Origin of the sequence: Eleftheria terrae, assembly GCF_030419005.1 — a bacterium.
GTDB lineage: Bacteria > Pseudomonadota > Gammaproteobacteria > Burkholderiales > Burkholderiaceae_C > Caldimonas > Caldimonas terrae.
The window spans coordinates 504,521-521,730 of record NZ_CP106953.1 but is presented as its reverse complement, the minus strand read 5'-3'; the positions used below and the strand labels follow the sequence as shown (position 1 = coordinate 521,730).

The following is a 17,210-nucleotide window of genomic DNA, read 5'->3' as shown; positions in this document are numbered from 1 at the left end:
CGTCCCGGTCGGCAGTGATGCACGGCTGCTGCGGGCCTTTGGTGTGGGTCTGCCCAAGGGAGACCGGAGCCGTGGCCGCGCTACCAGGGCCCGATCGTCCGACGGGATGCCGAGCGCATTGAGCTGAAGCTGGAGTCGATCGCTGCGACCTGTTCATGCGGTGGACGCACAATGCCCCGGGCGAGGAGAAGCGAATGATGGCCATCTTGTCCGACGGCCCGTACCCCTCTTGGCTGGCAGCACCGGTACAGGAAGCGGGTCATCTGCTCCCCGCTTACCCCGCCGAGGCGATTGATGCTGAGCCGGCCCCACTTTCCCCGAAACCCACCGATTCATCACTGCTAGACGGTGCTGCACCGGCCGGCCACTGAAACTGAGGCACAGATGGAGATCCCCCGCAGATGAGGGGGGGCGGCACGCCGCCATCCCGCTAGTCTGCGACCAAAAAAAGAAGGCGGCGTCAGCTGGCTACTCTGGGCCCAAATTGCACTTGTCATCGGGTCAGCTTGCCGCGACGGTGAGCGCGAGCCGAGGGCCTCGGCATCTGCAGGACATCGCTACCACTGTTTGAAGCGGTCGAACATCGAGTTCGCATTTCCTGGACTTACCAGCCTCAGTGCTGCTAGGGAGACGTTGCGTGAGCCACTTACGTTGTCAATGGCAGAAGAACTTGGGTCGAGCTGCGATGCGTCGAGGATCGTGGATTGCAATGGCCCTCGTGACACTGAACGTCATCTCTCCGGGCACTGCCCAAGGCGGGACACAAGCGTCAGCAAGCTGGAGCGGTCTCAGCTTTCAGGTGAACGATCTGCGTCCGGCTGACAATCTGCCAGCGTGGTTTGAGATGACTCCGGCGAACGAAAACATGGACCAAAGCTTTGTCGCTTCGGTCCTGGAAAAAGGCGACCGTGCCGGTACGATCTGGTGGGATGGCCGCACAGAGGCCAAGCCGTTCGCACCGATGTCGGCGACGGTCTCGCTGGACGGCCGCCATGCTGCGGCAGAGATCGACGCGCAGGGGAACGGATCGGCCTCCGCGAGCTTGGAAGTGCGAGGAAAAGCCAGTTCAGCGGCCCGCGTGATGCGATATTCCTCTGATCGCTGGGAACCGCCAGAGGGCGGTTTCTTGCTGGCTCCCTACTCGACGTTGACCATCTCCCTTCTTGCGTCAGTGAAGGTGGAGGATGCCGGTCTACTGGACGGTGTGGAGAGTCATGCACGGGCTCATGCCTTCCTATCCGCTGTGCTGCCTGACTGGGGAGGATCGGCGACGTCGGTCTGGGATCGCGCAGAACTGAACACAACCGAGGACAGCTTCTCAGACCTGCTTTCAACATCCAGGCACCTCACCATCCTGGTGGTCAACAACACCGCTGATGTTCAGCGACACCGTCTTTACGTTGAGGTAGGCACAGCAGTATCGGCAGTGCCGGAACCAGGGACTGTCGTTCTGGCGCTGGTTGGCGGCGCGGTTCTTTGGGCATCACGGGGTAGACGCCGTCCTCAGGAGTAAGGAAATACCGGCTGGCTCGAGCACAGCCGCATGTCATTCATGACTTCGCCGAGAGCCGGGTCGCCAAGCTTGCCATGGCGTTCCTCAGTGACGGGCTTGGCGTGCTGGTCTGCGACGACTAAAGCGGCTAAAAGACGCTGATGGCTCTGGGCGAGACCGATGCCCACTGCCTGGCGCACGCCCGGCGCAAGTGCTGCGACCACTGGGCCAACAACCACAGCCAGATCGCCGAGGAGGCGGTCGGGCACTTTGGCAAGCGCTATGACGTCGATCGGAAAAGTGCAGCCCCTTGACCCACAGCACGGGAGCGGATCAGCTAGGAGTTGGCCCGGCCGGTAGCCCAAGCCTGGCACACATCGCTGGTGATGCATCGGGAGAAGGTGCCCGACGGCTCGGCAACTGCCAAGGCCATCGGCCGCAGCCTTGAGTGCTGGACGGCACGCGTGCGTTACCGCGACAACGGCGCCTTGCCCGCAGACAACAACTGGACACGGAACCGAATACGCCCTTTCGCGCTGGGACGCACCCGCTGGCTGTTCGTCGGCAGCTTGTGCCGGCAAGCGAGCGGCTGCCGTCATGAGCTTGATCCAGTCGGCCAAGCTCGACAACAAACACCCTTGGCTACTTGCGCGAGCTGATGGCTCGGTTGCCAACGCAGCCGGCAGCCCGCATCGCGGTGTATCGAGTGTCTGGCCAATGAGCACTGGGATCGACGGCGCGCCAATGAACTCGAGGCAGCCCGAATCAATCTAACGGGGTGAGGACGAAGAGGGCCTGGCGATACTCTCGATCCTCGCCGTGGGCAAGGATTTGGCCGCGCCGGTTGATCTGCTCTGCAACGATCAGCGTCCAGCCCTGCAGATCCCCCGGCCTGACCAGTTCGTTGAGGTCCATGAACGTCACGCCGTCTCGAGCGACGAGGGCGCGCCGACCCCGGGTCCCTGGCAAGTTTTCACCGACGCCGACCACAATCCCCTGATCGTTGAGATCAAACGCCCAGGCGTAGGACTGCGGACCGGTAGGCGAAGGGGGTCGCAGGTGGTGCAAGCGCCCGGCTCGCCATAGCGCAGCGTCCTGCGTCAGATGGGGGCTTGGCGGATTCATGGAGACGAGAGCCTCACCCCGGTCGTTGAGGTCATACGCGCCGCTGCCGAACGGCCCCTGCAGATTGCCGCGCGGCGGGGCTTGGATCGTCCCCAAGTCGATGATCCGGTCCCCGGACCACAACGTCGGCCGCGAAAGACGCCGTGCCGCATCCTGCTCGGCCTCAGTGGCGGTCGGCGAGCTAGAGCCGATCACCTCGCCGCGCTCATTGATCGCCACCGCAGAGCTGCTGCCCGGGCTTCCTGGTCGGTCGTAGAGCGACCCCAGGTCGATAGGGCGGCCCTCAGGTGTCCACAGAGTTGCCCGTGTAAGGGTCACGTCGCCTGACCGTAGAGAGGAGTAGCCGACTGCGCGCCCTGCGGCGTCAACTGCTTGGGCGAACGATCCCTCGGGGATAAAGCCTGGAATGGCCACTGGGGGCAACTGGAGCAGCTGGCCACTTCGCCACAGGAAGCCCCGTGCGCCAAGGGAGCGGCCCTCTCGCGAGAAGACCTCTGAGCTGCCAACGATCATACCGCTGTCGTTGATTGCAGAGGCGTAGGACGAGCCATATCCAGTGGCATCGGTGCCGAGGACTCCGATCTCAACGATGCCACCTGTCGGCGGCCACAGGACAGCTCGTACGCCGAGATGGGAGGGGCCCGCGTAGAGCGAGAAACTCCCGATGACAGCACCTGTCGCGTTGATTCCGTTCAGCAGCCAGTTCGAGCCTCCATCTGGCGGGTAGCTCGAGAGCGGAAGTTCACGCAGGCGTCCGGCGGACCAGACCGACAGTCGTCTGGTCTCACGTGACCAATGGGCCACCTGACCGGCGTCGCTGAGCCACTGGTAGAAAGTTCCAACAGACCCGGGCGTGCCACCTGGATCGATACCAGGCAGCTGCTCGGCACGGTATAGCGGTTGCGCCGCCACGGCAGCAATGCTGCTCAGCAGCGCGAGAAGGACGGCAATACAGCGGAAATGATGGAGAAGTAGGTTCATGCGGTCGCTCCTCTGTCCGCAGCATCGGACGGCCTGTCAGTTCAAATCCACGGCGGCTTGTCGCATGCCAGCGCTTTGGGTCGTCGCCTGCTCGTGCAGACTCGTTCCGCTCGGCGCCTTCATTGGGCAAGCCGTCTGGCTCAGCTCGACACAGAACAGCATAGGCGCCCGAGCCCGCACTACACAGCGAGATCGCCGCCTACTGAATCGCCCCGGCTTTCGTGGAGGCTGGTTGGTTTAAGTGGTCACGCCGTCACGGCCGATCACTCAGCGAGTTAGCGATGGTAGTTTGCCTCGGCCTCGGCCAGCGGCATGTTGCCCAGCGAGGCCATCAAGCGATGATGGGTGAACCAGGCGACCGATTCGAGCGTGGCAAGCTCGACGGCCTCGCGGGTCTTCCAGCTGCGCCGGTGAATCACCTCAGCCTTGTACAGCCCGTTGATCGTCTCGGCCAGGGCGTTGTCATGGCTGTCGCCCTTGCTGCCAACCGAGGGCTGGATCCCGGCCTCGGCAAGCCGCTCGGTGTAGCGAATGCTGACGTATTGCGAGCGCCTGTCCGAGTGGCAGACCCGCCCCGCTTCGGCTTCGGGCTGGCGGGCATACAGCGGCTGCTCCAGCGCATCCAGGACGAAGTCGGTGCGCATCGAGTGGCTCACGCACCAGCCCACGATGCGCCGTGCGAAGACATCGACGACGAAGGCGACGTAGGCGAAGCCCTGCCAGGTCGACACGTAGGTGAAGGCGCTCACCCACAGCCGGTTCGGCCGATCCGCCCGGAACCCCCTGTTGACCTTGTCGAACGGGCACGGCGCCTTGGCATCGGCCGCCGTGGTGCGAATGCCCTTGCCTCGGACCACGCCGCGAAGACTCAGGCTGCGCACCAGGCGCTCGACGGTGCAGCGCGCCACCTTCGTGCCTTCACGCCCGAGCTGGCGCCAAATCTTGTCGGCACCGTAGACCTGCCGGTTGGATTGCCAGACCCGCTCGATTTCCAGCATCAACCGGGCATCGCGCTGTGTGCGTGCGCAGCAGTGGCCCGGCTCGCGTCGGCGCGCCGCATGGCGTCGGTATCCCGACGGGGCGATCTGCAGCACCCGGCAGATCGGCTCGACCCCGAAGTCACCCCGATGCGCATCGACGAACGCCTTCAAGACTTCGTGCGGCGGTCGAGCTCCGCCTGGGTGAAAAACGCGCTCTCTGACTGCTTGACCCAATCCAGCAGCGTCTGCAGCACGCAGCCGATCTTCGGCGCGATCGATTCGCCTGCGCGCCACAGCGACGGGTACTCCCCGCGTGCTTCATGCACCATCCGCACTGCGCGCTCCCGAACCTCAGGTGAAAACTTGTTCGACTTCTTCATGGCTCCATCTTCTCAAGAGTTGGAGCCTCCACAAATCCCGGGGCGATTCATATCGCTTCTTCAAGGTCCAATCTCTTTCGGTGATCGAACGCTTGAGTCTCAGGCTGCAATTTTCCGGCGGCAGCGCAGTTGGCCGGGTGAGACGAACAGCAGCTTGCGCACGCCTCAAGCCCAATGGTCGTCACGTACGATCCACATCAGCCGGCCACCTTGCCCCATTCGCTTGTTCCCCTGGCGACCCACCAGGCGCACACATTATCCTGTGTACGTGAGCCGGTCTACCGCGTTTTGCCGGTATCCGCTCTTGCCAAGCCTGCTGATCGCCCTGACGGGACCGCGTGCCCGTAAAGACATGCTAGGCTGCAGCGATCCACTTGTGAGCGCGGGCACCGCGCCAGCGATAACGTCTGGTGCCCTTGTACTGCTCGGATAAGCAACTGCCGCCGCAAGCGCGAGCTACTCTTCCTGCATCGACGCGAATAGGTGCACCTGGCACTGGTGCAGGGCCGGTGCGACAGTCGCGCGGTCCCTGGCTGCGACAATCAGGGTGGGTGTCCAACCGGACCCTCCGATGCACTGCCAACCTCCCATGCCTCTCCTCGACCCGACTGCCGCCGCCGTACCGACACCTTTCTCTAACGCCCGCGGCGAAATGGCGCAGCGTATGCGCGAGCTCGCCTGGGAGAAAACCCCGATGGGGCCGGTCGATGCATGGCCGGCGAGCCTGAAGTCATTGGTGATGATGCTGTTGGAATGTCAGCTTCCCATGTACATCGCATGGGGCCCGAGGTTCACACAGTTCTACAACGATGCGTATCGTCCCATCCTCGGCGCGAAGCACCCTGCTGCGCTTGGCAACTCGGCCGCTGTGACCTGGAGCGAGATATGGGACACCATCCATCCAATGTGGCAAGAGGCGATGGGGGGCGAGCCAATAGGGTTCGACGATTTCAAACTCACAATCGAGCGCTACGGCTACCCGGAGGAGTGCTACTTCAACTTCTCGTACAGCGCTGTTCGGGATGACGAGGGGCGCGCTTCAGGCGTACTGGTCACGTTCGCTGAAACGACAAAGCGAGTTCTCACGGAAAGACGACTGCGCTTCCTTGATGAGCTGTCCCAGAGCACTCGCGCCGTTGCGCATCCGGCCGATGCGATGCGGCTGGCCTCCTCATCGCTGGGTCAGTACCTGGGGGCCAACCGCTGTGCCTATGCCCGGGTCCTGCCTGACGAAGATACCTTCGATCTGATCGGTGACTACAACGAGCGCGTTTCCAGTATCGTCGGCCGTTACCGCTTCTCGGACTTTGGAGCGGAGGTTCTCCGCTTGATGCGGGCGAACGAGGCGTATGTGAATCCGGACGTCGACCGACACCCCGTGACGGCCGGCGCTGACTTGTCAGCCTACCGACAAACGCAGATCCAGGCCGTGATCTGCGTGCCGCTGCACAAGAACGGCAAGCTGGTCGCCGCCATGGCGGTACACCAATCCGTTCCCAGGGCGTGGACGGAGCAGGAGATCGAGCTGGTCGAGACGGTCGTGGACCGATGCTGGGACGCGCTCGAACGACTTCGTGCCGAAGCAGCGTTGCATGACGAAGCGCGCTGCCTGGAGCTGCTGAATCGAACTGGCTCCGACTTGTCGGCCGAACTGGAGCTGGAAGCTCTCCTTCAACGGGCGACTGACGCAGCCACCCAGCTGACCGGCGCAACGTTCGGCGCGTTCTGCTATCGCGGCATCGATGCTCACGGCGACGAGCACCTGCTCTATACCTTCTCCGGAACGTCGCGCGAGGCCTTCCAGACGGTGGACCGGCTGAACCCCACGGTATTGTTCCGCCCAGCTTCTCGCGGTGAACTCCCCATACGATCATCCGATGTCCTGGCCGATGCCCGGTACAGTGAATGGGCGCCTCACCTTGCCATGCGACCCGGACATCCGCCACTTCGCAGCTGTCTTGCCGTCCCAGTAATCGGGCGCTTGGGCGAGTTGATTGGGGCCCTCTTCTTCGGGCACCCGGAAACGGCGATTTTTTCCGAGAGGAGCGAGCGCCTGGCCCTGGGCGTTGCGAGCCAGGCTGCCATCGCCATCGATAACGCACGCTTGTATGCACGTGCCCAAAGGGAGGCCGAGGAACGAAGCCACCTGCTCGACAGCGAACGGGCCGCACGTGCTGCCGCTGAGCGGCTGAGCACGGTGAAGGACGAGTTCCTCGCCACGCTGTCACATGAGCTTCGCACCCCGCTGAGTGCCATCACGGGGTGGTCCCACATCCTGAAGCGCAAGCTCCAAGCATCCGACCCGCAGCTCTTGCGCGGGATCGAAGTGATCGAACGCAGTACGCAGCTGCAGGTGCAGCTCATCGAGGATCTGCTCGACATGAGCCGGATCACCGCAGGCAAGTTGCCGCTCGACATGCAGCCAGTGGCGCCTGTCAGCTTCGTTCAATCCGCCATCGACGTTATCCTCCCAAGCGCCGACGCTGCCGGCGTCAGGATCGAGACCTTCTTCGAGCCGGTGAACTCGGTGTTGGGAGACGCTCGCCGCCTTCAGCAAGTGGTGTGGAACCTGGTTTCCAACGCTGTCAAGTTCACTCCGCGGGGAGGTGTCATCCGGGTGGACCTGCACTCCGTCGACGGTCATGCAGAAATCCGGGTGGCAGACACTGGCGTCGGCATCCCTGCGCAGGCCCTGCCCCAGCTCTTCGAGCGGTTCCGCCAAGGCGATGGTTCCATCACGCGCAGGTTCGGCGGCCTGGGCCTCGGACTGTCCCTGGTGCGCAGCCTGATCGAGATGCATTGCGGCACCGTCACCGCGCATAGCGAAGGAGAAGGACGCGGTGCCACCTTCGTGGTTCGCGTTCCACTGCTGTCCTACGGCGAGGACCGACGACTTGTCCCGATGACGGCGTCCCCGCCCTCAGATTGGGGCTCTCTCGATCGGGCTCCTACGCTGCACGGAACGCGCATCCTTCTGGTGGAGGATGACTCGAACACCGCCGAGCTGCTGATTCGGATCATCGAAGAGCAGGGTGCGCGGGTGCACTGGGCGAAGGACGCGGAAGCCGCGCTGGAGGCGGTTCAGCACTTCGGCCCTGTGGTGCTCATCTCAGATATCGGATTGCCCGGCACCGACGGCTATGAGTTGATGCGGCGAGTTCGACGGTTGCCGGCCGATCAAGGCGGCAGGGTGCCGGCTATTGCACTCACCGCCTTCGCTCGCGACAAGGACAGGGAGCGGGCCTTCGCCGCCGGCTATTCGGCCCATCTGACAAAGCCGCTCCTGCCGAACGCAGTGCTGGGCCTGGTGGCTCGCCTGTGTGCCGAGACACCGGCCGACCGATGATCGGTCGGCGTGGACGCCCAGCGCTCCGACGGTACTGCGCGGGCAGAGTGCCACCGGGCCAGCAGCAGCCAGCCGAGGCCTTTTGCCGTCCGTGAAACCGACGCTGGAATCTGCGTCCGCGCTCGAGATCGCCGAGGTGCGGCGACCGCCTCTCGCGAAGCCGCCGTCGGTGAAGCCGCGTGGCGACAAGAGTGCTCACCGTGGCTCTGCGGGCGGTGTACTGCCGGATGGTGCACGCCTTGGCATGCAGGCCGGTGGCTTCAAGCGCCTGGCAACACCTGGCGGATGATCTTCACCAGCTCCGCAGCCGCGACCGGCTTCACTAGCCAGCCCGTGGCACCGAGCTTCTTGGCCTCGTCACGCTTGGCCTGCTGGCTCTCGGTAGTGAGCGTCAGGATGGGCGTGAAGCGAAGGACCCGGCGGGCCTCCCGGATCAGTTCCAGCCCGTCCATCTTCGGCATGTTGATGTCAGTGACGATCAGGTCGGGCTTCAGGCCGGCCTTGATCTTGGTCAGCGCCTGTTCGCCGTCAGGTGCCGTGTCTACCTTGAATCCAGCCATCTCCAGCGAGCTCTTCAAGCTCATGAGCATGGTGGCCGAGTCGTCGACGATGAGAAGGTGTTTCATGAGGTCATGTCCGGGGAAATCGTTGAAATGGCGCGGGTCCGCACCGTGGAAGCGGGGGGCAACAGCAAGCTGAATACCGTGCCGGCACTCGGCTCACTGTGCACCAGCACATGTCCGCCGTGGTGCGCGACGATGCCGTGCACTGCAGCCAGCCCGAGCCCGGTGCCTTCGCCGACCGGCTTGGTGGTGAAGAACGGCTCGAAGATCTTTGACATCAATTCAGGCGGTATGCCTTCGCCGCTGTCGGCTACCTGTAGACGTGCCATCCGGGCGTTGCCGTGCACGGCAGGGGAGACGTCAGTCGGCGTGTCCGCCATTCCGACGGTCAACCGCACCCGTCCCCCCTGGCGGCGCATCGCGTATGCGGCGTTGTTGACGAGATTCAGCATGCATTGCTCAAGTTGAGCCTGGTCGATCGTGACGGCGCAGTCCTGCTCCACCTCGACGACCAGGCCGACGCCTGCGGGAAGGCCGGCCGCCAGGAGGGCACGCCGATGTTCGACAAACTGTGTCAGGGACACCGCCTCGAGCCGTTGCGGCGTCTGCCTCGCGAAATCAAGCAGCTGGCGCACCAGTCCTGCCGCTTTCTCTCCGGCATCGACAATGCGGCCCAGATTGCGCAACTGCCGGCTGCCGGCCGCGGCCTCTGCCTGGCACAGCTCGGCGAGTCCGATCATCGAGCCCAGCAGGTTGTTGAAGTCATGCGCCACGCCGGCCGCCAGCTGAATGACTGCCTGCAGCTTGTCGTGGTCGCGCAGCCGCTCCTCGAGTTTGTGCTGTTCGGTCACGTCGTAGAGCGCACCGCGCCAAACCAGCCCACCCCCGGACTGACGGCTGCCCTTGACATGTGCTCGCACCCATCGCGCACGGGCAGGTCCGCCCAGGCGCAGGGTGAGGGGCCGCGGCGCGAACTCGTCCTGGGCGGTGTCGATGCAGCTGCGCAGGAGCGCCAGGTCGTCCGGGTGCACCGCATCCAGTAGCGGCGTGGCGTCCTCGGCCAATGTCGGAGGTTCGAGGCCGGTGAGCTCGGCGAATCCCTTGCTTGCGTAGTCGAGCCGGAGGCGGCCGCCATGCCCCTGCACCAGGCAGAACAGCACACCAGGCAGCTGATCCGCCGTGCGCCGTGCCTGCAGCAGCTTGTCCTCCAGCTGCCGGCGCTGGCGCAGCGGCAACAGCGCGAACTCGTTGACGAGCCCTGCGCGGGCCGGGCGCCGTCGGGCACTCGCCAGCACGTGGAGCTCGCGGCCTGTCGAATCCAATAGCACCAGCTCCACTTCGTCTACGCGTCCTTCGACGTGCAGCGCAGGCAGCACCACGATTTCGGCATACAGGCGGGCGCCAGGACTGAGCACATCGGTGAGGTGCAGTCCGCGGAGCGTATCGGACGATCGTCCCAGCAGCGTCAGCAGCTCCTCGTTTGCCGCAAGCACGCGGCCGTCGTCGGCGACGGTCATCAGCCCGCAGGGAGCATGCCGTCCGTCACACCATTGCAGGGTCTGGGCCGCGTTCATGCGCACTCCGCCACGGGGCAACGATCGAGTTCCGCAGCGATGGCCCGGACGACCTCCTCGGGATGGCTCAGGTGCGGGCAATGGCCAGTGGCAGCCAGCCTCACCTGTCGTCCGCGCCGCAGCGTGCTTTCGAGGAAATCGCCCACCGATGCCGGGGCCAGGGGATCGGCGCTGCACTGCAGCACCAGGGTCGTCTGCTCGAGCAGGTGCAGGAATGCGCGGTGGTCGCCCAGGAACACGATGCGCGCGAACTCACGTGCCACCTCCGGCCTGAGTTGGCAGAAGTTGCCTCGCAACTCGTCGGCCAGTTCCGGCCGGTCACCGTTCTGCATCACGGTGGGCGCGAGGAAGCCGGGCCAGGCAAGATGGTTGCGTTCGATCAGCGCGAGCAAGCCCTCCAGCTGCTCACGCGAGAAACCACCCCGGTAGTCAGGCGGGTGGTCGGCAAAGCACGGAGAAGGAGCGATCCATATCTGGCGTGCGAACACCTGCGGTGCGGCAATGCCGGCCAGCAGCCCCATCATGGCGGCCACCGAGTGACCGACGAACGTGCAGCCCGACAGGTTCAGAGCCGCACACAGCTCCAGCAGGTCGTCCACATACCCATCGAGGCTCGCGTGACGTGCGCCGTAGGCTGAAAGCTGTGAACGACCGGCCCCGGCGAGGTCGAACATCACCACCCGGTAGCCTGACTCGAATGCGGGCGCGACATGACGCCAGACACTTTGCTCACAGCCGAAGCCATGGGCAAACACCAGTGTGCGCGAGCCCTCGCCCCGAACGGTGGTGGCGTGACGATGAAGCACGGCCTGCCGGCGCTCGTCGGACATCGCGCCCGGGAAGGTCCTCATGACGGCAAGGCCTCGTGCAGCGCCTGCTTCAACTGAGACCGGTTGAACGGCTTGGCGAGTTGCAAGGTGGCACCGGCCAGGCCGGCCGTCTGTAGGTTGAACTCCGGCGAAAGCACGCGGCGCCCGCCCGAGATGGCCAGGATGGGGAGCTGCGCGCCACGGCGGCGCAGCTCGACGATGAGCTGGGCGCCGTCCATGCCCGGCATCAGGACGTCGGTGATGACGAGGTCGAAGTGCTCGGCCTCGAACCGGTTCAGGCCGTCCCGGCCGTCGTGGGCCTCGACGACGCGGTGGCCGTCGACTTCGAGCATCTGCAGCACGGTGTCGCGCAGCAGCTCATCATCGTCAATCAGCAGGATCTTGGCCATGATGCCTCCTCAGAAGAGTTCAATGCGCGCCATCGGCGCGCCGGGTTGTTCGTCGCGGCTGGCGTCGGGGTCGCGATGCAGAGCTTCGCTGGCCAGGTAGTCGGTGACCAGCGCACGGGCGCGCTCGCTCAGCGCCGGCTCGTCCAGCTTTGGCTTGCCGAGGCCGTCGAACAGCTCGCCTAGCAGTTCATCCCGGGCCCGTAGGGCTGGGCTCACACGGTCGATGATCTGCTTGAAGACGTCCTGATACTGCGCTGTATCCAGCAGGGTCGCGATGCCCTCGTCCAGTTCGCTGTGGTGCCGCGTCACGGCGACCATCAGCATCTGGTAGAAGTCGCGCATGTCGACATAGCTCTCGTCGAGCTGCTGTGTCATCGTGGCCAGTCGTTGCGACTCCGCCTCGTTGTGGCGTGTGCGAGCCTGGAACTCGTCGCTGTAGCCGCCTTCGACGGTCCGCACGAGCATCGCGATGTCGGCGTCGATGCGGCCTGCCGTCTGGTTTGATTCGTTCGCTAGGCGTCGTACCTCCCCCGCCAGCACCGCGAAGCCGCGGCCGGCAGAGCCTGCCCGGGCCGCCTCGATGGCCGCGTTGATCGCGAGAATCTCGGTCTGCTTCGCCATGCCACGGATGGTCTCCGTCATCTGCTGTAGCTTCTTCACCTCGCCCACCAAGCTCTGGAAATGCGCCCGCTCCGCGGCAATCTGCTGGGGCAGCTGGCGCACGAAGGTGGCCAGCTCCGCAATGATGTGCGCGTTGCGGTGGATGCCGCTTTGCATGGCCTCGCTCTGCTTGCGGGCATGGCCCAGGTAGTCGATCAGCCGTGCCGACAGCTGGCGCAGGCCGCTCGCCCGCTCCATGCCTTGTAGTGCCTGCGTCTCAGACAGCGAGACCGCGCGCTGAAGCTGCAGTTCCAGTTGGTCGTTCAGTGCGTGCGACTCCGCCTGCACGGCCGCCATCGCGGCCGTACCGCGGACAGCCCCTCGGCCAGCACGAGGCCGCCAGGCGAAGAGTGCACCGGCGAGGCGGCGGCCCAGCTGCGCGAGCGCTCCGCGCAGTCGTTTCGGGTTCATCGGGTCACCTCCGTGCTCCGCACCGCGATACGGGCGCCTTCAGGTCGGTCGGCACTCATTCCTTGGCTCCCGGCAGGTCGGACAGCGCAGCCGCAAGCCAGGCCTCGCGCGGCGCGGCCAGCAGCACGGGGCGCAGCGCCAGCAGCACCTGCAGCGCGGCAGCGTGCAGGTGTTCACACTCGCCAAGATGGACGGCGGGACGCGGCAGAGCGCGCAAGTGCTGTGCGAGCGCCTCGGCGTCTTCGACGCTCACGGTCCCGGCCAGGAGCGCCTGGTCTTTGAGAAATTCGATGCCCATCAGAGCAACTCCTTCGGATTCAGGATCATCAGCACGCCGCCATCGCCCATGAGCGCTGTCCCGGCGAAGCCGGTCATGCCTGCCAGCACGCCCTCGAGCGGCTTGAGGATGATGTCGCTGGCACCGTGGAACTGGTCCACGACCAGGCCGACGTTCTCCGCCCCCAGGCGCACCACCAGCACGGCCAGCTCGCCGTCGTCATTGGCCCTTTGTGGCGCATCGAGCGCCAGCAGGTCGTTGAGCTCGCGCAGCGGCACGATGCGGCCACGCAGCACGGTGGTGCGCGCCTGCTTGAAGTGGTGGATGTCATCGCCGTGCACGCGCACCGTCTCGACGATGAGGTCCATCGGCACACCGAAGCGCCGGCCGGCACTCTCGATCACCATCACGTTGCTCACCGCCATCGACAGCGGCAAGGAAAGCCGCAGGCTGGTGCCGAGCCCCGGCCGGCTGGACAGCGTCACCTGCCCGTTGACGCGCTCCACCGCAGTGCGCACCACGTCCATGCCGACGCCGCGGCCGGACAGGTCCGACACCGTGTCGGCGGTAGAAAAGCCGGGCAGGAAGATGAGTTGCACTGCCTGCTCGTCGCTCAGCGCAGCCGCCCGGTCCTCCGGCACCAGGCCTCGCTCGACCGCCTTGGCACGCACGCGCGCCGCATTGACGCCGGCGCCGTCGTCGGCAATCTCGATGACGACGCGGTCCCCCTCCTGCCGCGCGGTGATGCGGATGGTGCCGTGCGCCGGCTTGCCGGCCGCCAGGCGCTGCGCCGGTTGTTCGATGCCGTGGTCAAGGCTGTTGCGCAGTATGTGGATCAGCGGGTCGGCGAGGGCCTCGATCACGTTCTTGTCGGCCTCGGTGTCCTCGCCCTCGACCAGCAGCTGCACTTCTTTGCCCAGCCGCCGCGACAGGTCGCGTACCAGCCGTCCGAAGCGCTGGAACACCACGCCCACCGGCAGCATGCGCACCTCCATGATGGCGCGCTGCATGTCTTCCGCGATGCGGTGGATCACCCCGTACTGCGCCTTGATCTCACGCGCCAGCTCGCGCTGGCCGAACGTCGTCTCGGCTCGCTGTGCCAGGTAGGGCAGGCCATTCTTGGCCACCACCATCTCGCCGATCAGGTCCATCAGGCGGTCGACCTTCTCCTGGCCGACCTTGAGGACGCGCTGCGTGCGCTCGCCGCCGGTGCTCTCCTCGGTGCGCCGGCTGTCATCCGGCACGGCGGCGGCGGTGCGCGGCGCCGGTCCATGCACCGAGGCCCACGCCGCCAGCGCCGCCGCTTCCAGCGGACGAGGCAGAGCGTCGAGCGTGGCCATGGCCGCCTCGCTGTCTGCCCAAGGCGCGGCGCACAGCAGTCCACGCAATGCGCGACGCGCCGCTTCGACGCTATGCGGTGCGACCGAGGGGCGTGACAGCAGCGCCAGCTGTTCGTGCCAGATGGCGGATGCCCGCTCGCGCAGCGCCGGAGGTGCCTCCCCGGCCGCAGGCTGGGGCACCGCTGCGAGACCGTGCCATTCCACTTGCTCTGGCACGCAGCGGAAGTGCTGCTCGAGCTCGGCTTTCGCTGCTGCGCTCACTAGCACGATGTCCAGGTTGCAGCGGTAGCAGTCCCAGTCGGCCAGGGCTGCGGCGTCCTGCGGCCAGGGCGCGTTCTCCGCCACACCCGCGTGCAGCAGGCCGGGCGCGGTGAGGGCCAACCGCCACGGGTCCTCCCCCTTGAAGAAGCAGTCCGGCTCGGGCAGATAGCGCAGGGCGGTCGCTCCGGCCGGCGCATTCGTTGCCAGGTTGGCGGGAATGCGTGTCAACCACGCGGGCGGCTCCTGCGGCGGCGCTGCGGCCGGCGCGTGGGCCGTCTGCTCCGAGCCATCGAGCGCGGGGGTGTCGGGGAGCAACGCTCGCAGCGCCTTCGCAAGAGCGTCGGCCCGGGCGTCTGCGGTGTCGAGCCGTTGCTCGCGTTCGATGCGGTCGATCAGCTCGGCGCTGTAGTCCATTGCATCGAGCAGCGCGTCGGCCAACTCCGGGCCATAGGGCAGCTTGCCCTGCCGCACCCGGTCCAGCAGGTCCTCGCCGGCGTGCACCACCCTTTCCAGCGGCTTGAATTCGAACAGGCCGCAGTTGCCCTTCAGCGTGTGCACCAGTCGGAACAGGTCGTTCAGCAGGGCCGCATCGGCCGGGTTGCGTTCCACTTCGAGCAGGCGTTCGCCAATCGCCTCCAGGCCCTCGCGGGCTTCGGTGACGAACTGGTCCAGCAGTTCGGTGGTGTTCATCGTTGAACTCCTTGTGCCGTCGTACGCGCAATCTCGCGCGCACCGAGCAGCAGGGCGGCGGTCAGCACCAGGGCACCGGGCCGGGCGGGCTTGACCAGGTAAACATTTGCACCCGCGTCCAGGGCGGCGCTGGCGTCTCTTGCCTGGGCTTCGGTGGAGACCATGACCACAGGCGCCTGATGAACCAGCGGCAAGCGGCGCAGCTCGCGCACGAAGCCGTAGCCATCGAGCTTCGGCATGTTGACGTCCACCACGTAAAGATCGAACGGCGCCTGGCCGGCTTCGGCATGCAGCCGCTCCAGCGCCTCGACGCCGTTGCTGGCTTCTTCGGTGTGCCAGCCGGCATCACCCAGCAGCTTGCGGTGGTAGAGCCGCACCGTGGCGGCGTCGTCGATGACGAGGATGCGGTTCATGTGAGCGGCTTCTGGTGCACCATCGCCTCGGGAAAGCGGCGCACGGTGAAGAGGGACGAGATGCGGCTCATCGACTCGGAATGGCCGAGGCAGATGAAGCCGCCAGGTGTCATGGCGTCGTACATCGCCTCGGCGGCAACACGGCGCGACAGGTCGTCGAAGTAGATGAGCAGGTTGCGGCAGAAGATCACGTCGATGTCCCGGAAGCGGCGTGTGTCGGCCGGCTCGCTGAGGTTCACCCGGCTGAATTCGACCGACTCCACCAGGTCGCGAGAGATGCGCCACTGGCCGTCCGGCAAGGCAGTGAAGTACTTGTTCAAGTAGGCCGACGGCAGCTGGGCCACCGATCGCGGCGTGTAAATGCCCCGCCTGGCGGCGGCGAGGACTTCGGTATCGATGTCCGAGGACAGGATCTCCACGTCCCAGTCTTTCAGGCCGGCCCACTGCTCCAGGAGGTACATCGCAATCGAATACGGCTCCTCGCCGGTGGACGAAGGCACAGACCAGATGCGGATGCGGTCGCCCGGACGCTTGCGGGACGCGACTTCGTCCAACAGGTGGCGCACCAGGCAATCGAACTGGTAGGCCTCCCGGAAGAAGTAGGTCTCGTTGACGGTCATCACGTTGACCAGCTGCTGCAGCTCGTGAGCCGAGGCCTCGAAGCGCAGCGAGATGAAGTACTCGCGGAAGCTGCCGGCACCGGTGGCCTCGATACGCTCAATCAGCCGCTTGTCGACGAAGTAGCGCTTGTTCGTCTCGAAGTGAATGCCGGTCTTGCGATAGAAGTACTCGGCAAACTTGGCGAAGTCCGCGTCCGAGATCAAGGGCTTGGCCGCCGCCGCGGCCGGACTTGCACATGCGCTTTTCATGCCGCCTCGATGCGCGACTGCGCCAAGTCGGCGGCAAAGCCAATGTAGGGATCGTCGGCAAACCGGCGGCGGGCCGCGACCAGGGCCCCGAGCGAATCGGGCGTGCCGATCTCGGCCAGCACCTCCAGCGCAGCAGCCACCACGTTCACCGCGGCCTCCTCGTGCAATACCCGTTCCAGCCAAAGCGGTACGTCGGGATGCGGCAGGTCGCCAAGCAGGTTCACCGCGAAGATGCGTACGTCGCCATCGGCATCGTGCAGCAGTGCGTCGAGGTGCGGCAAGACGGCGTCGGGCAGGCGTGCCAGTACCTCTATGGCGCCGTTGCGCAGGGCGGCGTCCTCACTGCGCAGCAGCGGAAGCAGGCCGGCAACGGTGTCGTCGCCACCAACACAAGCGAGGCTGGTGAACAGCACGCTGCGCACGGTCGGATCGGTCTCCACCTGCAGCCTGGCGCACAAGTCCGGCGCCGACTGGGCGCAGCTCGCAAGGTCACGCGCTGCCCAGCGGCGCACGACAGGGTCGGCGTCCTGCAGCTGGGCCAGCAGCCCTTCGGCGTCGCGGGCATAGCTGCGTGCCTCGACGGCATGCAGGGCACGAATGGTGGAGTGGGCTTTGGTCAGTGCCATGGC

Annotated in this window: 13 protein-coding genes, 2 pseudogenes and 1 other annotated feature; of the genes and pseudogenes, 3 read left to right on the top strand and 12 right to left on the bottom strand. The window is 65.7% G+C overall.

The genetic code is table 11. The features are described 5' to 3' along the window. The first annotated feature begins 718 nt into the window (after positions 1–718). Positions 719–1,513: a hypothetical protein gene (locus N7L95_RS29020; protein ID WP_301261087.1), complete on the top strand. Its 795-nt coding sequence runs from the start codon at positions 719–721 to the stop codon at positions 1,511–1,513. Between the two features lie 140 nt (positions 1,514–1,653). Next, positions 1,654–2,151, top strand: a pseudogene (locus tag N7L95_RS29690) (IS66 family transposase). Between the two features lie 106 nt (positions 2,152–2,257). Here N7L95_RS29690 and N7L95_RS29010 read toward each other — a convergent pair. Together N7L95_RS29010 and N7L95_RS29005 are read right to left on the bottom strand one after the other, a co-directional pair. Then, a complete protein-coding gene (locus tag N7L95_RS29010; protein WP_301261085.1) occupies positions 2,258–3,598 on the bottom strand; it encodes a hypothetical protein in 1,341 nt (446 codons plus the stop codon). Positions 3,599–3,873: 275 nt separating this feature from the next. Further along, positions 3,874–4,958 (bottom strand): annotated as a pseudogene (locus tag N7L95_RS29005) (IS3 family transposase). Then, positions 4,675–4,791: a sequence feature (AL1L pseudoknot), on the bottom strand. It overlaps the preceding pseudogene by 117 nt. A 589-nt stretch (positions 4,959–5,547) precedes the next feature. Between N7L95_RS29005 and N7L95_RS29000 the strand changes: the two are divergent. Continuing rightward, positions 5,548–8,304 (top strand): hybrid sensor histidine kinase/response regulator, encoded by a 2,757-nt coding sequence (locus tag N7L95_RS29000; RefSeq protein WP_301261084.1) that lies wholly within the window; start codon positions 5,548–5,550, stop codon positions 8,302–8,304. A 260-nt stretch (positions 8,305–8,564) separates the two neighbouring features. Here the strand turns inward: N7L95_RS29000 and N7L95_RS28995 are convergent, their stop codons facing one another. The 10 genes from N7L95_RS28995 to N7L95_RS28950 form a co-directional block, all read right to left on the bottom strand. Continuing rightward, positions 8,565–8,930 (bottom strand): response regulator, encoded by a 366-nt coding sequence (locus N7L95_RS28995; protein WP_301261083.1) that lies wholly within the window; start codon positions 8,928–8,930, stop codon positions 8,565–8,567. Beyond that, positions 8,927–10,441, bottom strand: coding sequence for a PAS domain-containing sensor histidine kinase (locus N7L95_RS28990; RefSeq protein WP_301261082.1), 1,515 nt, complete (start codon positions 10,439–10,441; stop codon positions 8,927–8,929). Before N7L95_RS28990 ends, N7L95_RS28995 begins: the two co-directional genes overlap by 4 nt. Further along, on the bottom strand, positions 10,438–11,271 hold the full coding sequence (locus tag N7L95_RS28985) for an alpha/beta fold hydrolase (RefSeq protein ID WP_301261081.1): 834 nt from the start codon (positions 11,269–11,271) through the stop codon (positions 10,438–10,440). The genes N7L95_RS28990 and N7L95_RS28985 overlap by 4 nt, the downstream gene beginning before the upstream one ends. A 17-nt stretch (positions 11,272–11,288) precedes the next feature. Next, the gene (locus tag N7L95_RS28980) at positions 11,289–11,660 is read right to left on the bottom strand and encodes a response regulator (protein WP_301261080.1); all 372 of its coding nucleotides are present in this window, start codon (positions 11,658–11,660) and stop codon (positions 11,289–11,291) included. Between the two features lie 9 nt (positions 11,661–11,669). After that, the gene (locus tag N7L95_RS28975; protein WP_301261079.1) at positions 11,670–12,617 is read right to left on the bottom strand and encodes a methyl-accepting chemotaxis protein; all 948 of its coding nucleotides are present in this window, start codon (positions 12,615–12,617) and stop codon (positions 11,670–11,672) included. A 169-nt stretch (positions 12,618–12,786) separates the two neighbouring features. Beyond that, positions 12,787–13,029, bottom strand: coding sequence for a hypothetical protein (locus tag N7L95_RS28970; RefSeq protein ID WP_301261078.1), 243 nt, complete (start codon positions 13,027–13,029; stop codon positions 12,787–12,789). Continuing rightward, the gene (locus N7L95_RS28965; protein ID WP_301261077.1) at positions 13,029–15,299 is read right to left on the bottom strand and encodes a chemotaxis protein CheA; all 2,271 of its coding nucleotides are present in this window, start codon (positions 15,297–15,299) and stop codon (positions 13,029–13,031) included. The genes N7L95_RS28970 and N7L95_RS28965 overlap by 1 nt, the downstream gene beginning before the upstream one ends. Then, on the bottom strand, positions 15,296–15,712 hold the full coding sequence (locus N7L95_RS28960) for a response regulator (RefSeq protein ID WP_301261076.1): 417 nt from the start codon (positions 15,710–15,712) through the stop codon (positions 15,296–15,298). Before N7L95_RS28960 ends, N7L95_RS28965 begins: the two co-directional genes overlap by 4 nt. After that, a complete protein-coding gene (locus N7L95_RS28955) occupies positions 15,709–16,581 on the bottom strand; it encodes a CheR family methyltransferase (protein WP_301261075.1) in 873 nt (290 codons plus the stop codon). The genes N7L95_RS28960 and N7L95_RS28955 overlap by 4 nt, the downstream gene beginning before the upstream one ends. Then, complete coding sequence (locus N7L95_RS28950; RefSeq protein ID WP_301261074.1) at positions 16,578–17,207, bottom strand: HEAT repeat domain-containing protein; 630 nt, start codon at positions 17,205–17,207, stop codon at positions 16,578–16,580. The genes N7L95_RS28955 and N7L95_RS28950 overlap by 4 nt, the downstream gene beginning before the upstream one ends. Positions 17,208–17,210 lie beyond the last annotated feature (3 nt).

What these genes read in the sequence shown, in the direction of transcription:
- N7L95_RS29010 (WP_301261085.1), bottom strand. Translation starts at nt 3,598, where the DNA reads ATGAACCTACTTCTCCATCATTTCCGCTGTATTGCCGTCCTTCTCGCG.
- N7L95_RS29000 (WP_301261084.1), top strand. Translation starts at nt 5,548, where the DNA reads ATGCCTCTCCTCGACCCGACTGCCGCCGCCGTACCGACACCTTTCTCT.
- N7L95_RS28995 (WP_301261083.1), bottom strand. Translation starts at nt 8,930, where the DNA reads ATGAAACACCTTCTCATCGTCGACGACTCGGCCACCATGCTCATGAGC.
- N7L95_RS28990 (WP_301261082.1), bottom strand. Translation starts at nt 10,441, where the DNA reads ATGAACGCGGCCCAGACCCTGCAATGGTGTGACGGACGGCATGCTCCC.
- N7L95_RS28985 (WP_301261081.1), bottom strand. Translation starts at nt 11,271, where the DNA reads ATGTCCGACGAGCGCCGGCAGGCCGTGCTTCATCGTCACGCCACCACC.
- N7L95_RS28980 (WP_301261080.1), bottom strand. Translation starts at nt 11,660, where the DNA reads ATGGCCAAGATCCTGCTGATTGACGATGATGAGCTGCTGCGCGACACC.
- N7L95_RS28975 (WP_301261079.1), bottom strand. Translation starts at nt 12,617, where the DNA reads ATGGCGGCCGTGCAGGCGGAGTCGCACGCACTGAACGACCAACTGGAA.
- N7L95_RS28970 (WP_301261078.1), bottom strand. Translation starts at nt 13,029, where the DNA reads ATGGGCATCGAATTTCTCAAAGACCAGGCGCTCCTGGCCGGGACCGTG.
- N7L95_RS28965 (WP_301261077.1), bottom strand. Translation starts at nt 15,299, where the DNA reads ATGAACACCACCGAACTGCTGGACCAGTTCGTCACCGAAGCCCGCGAG.
- N7L95_RS28960 (WP_301261076.1), bottom strand. Translation starts at nt 15,712, where the DNA reads ATGAACCGCATCCTCGTCATCGACGACGCCGCCACGGTGCGGCTCTAC.
- N7L95_RS28955 (WP_301261075.1), bottom strand. Translation starts at nt 16,581, where the DNA reads ATGAAAAGCGCATGTGCAAGTCCGGCCGCGGCGGCGGCCAAGCCCTTG.
- N7L95_RS28950 (WP_301261074.1), bottom strand. Translation starts at nt 17,207, where the DNA reads ATGGCACTGACCAAAGCCCACTCCACCATTCGTGCCCTGCATGCCGTC.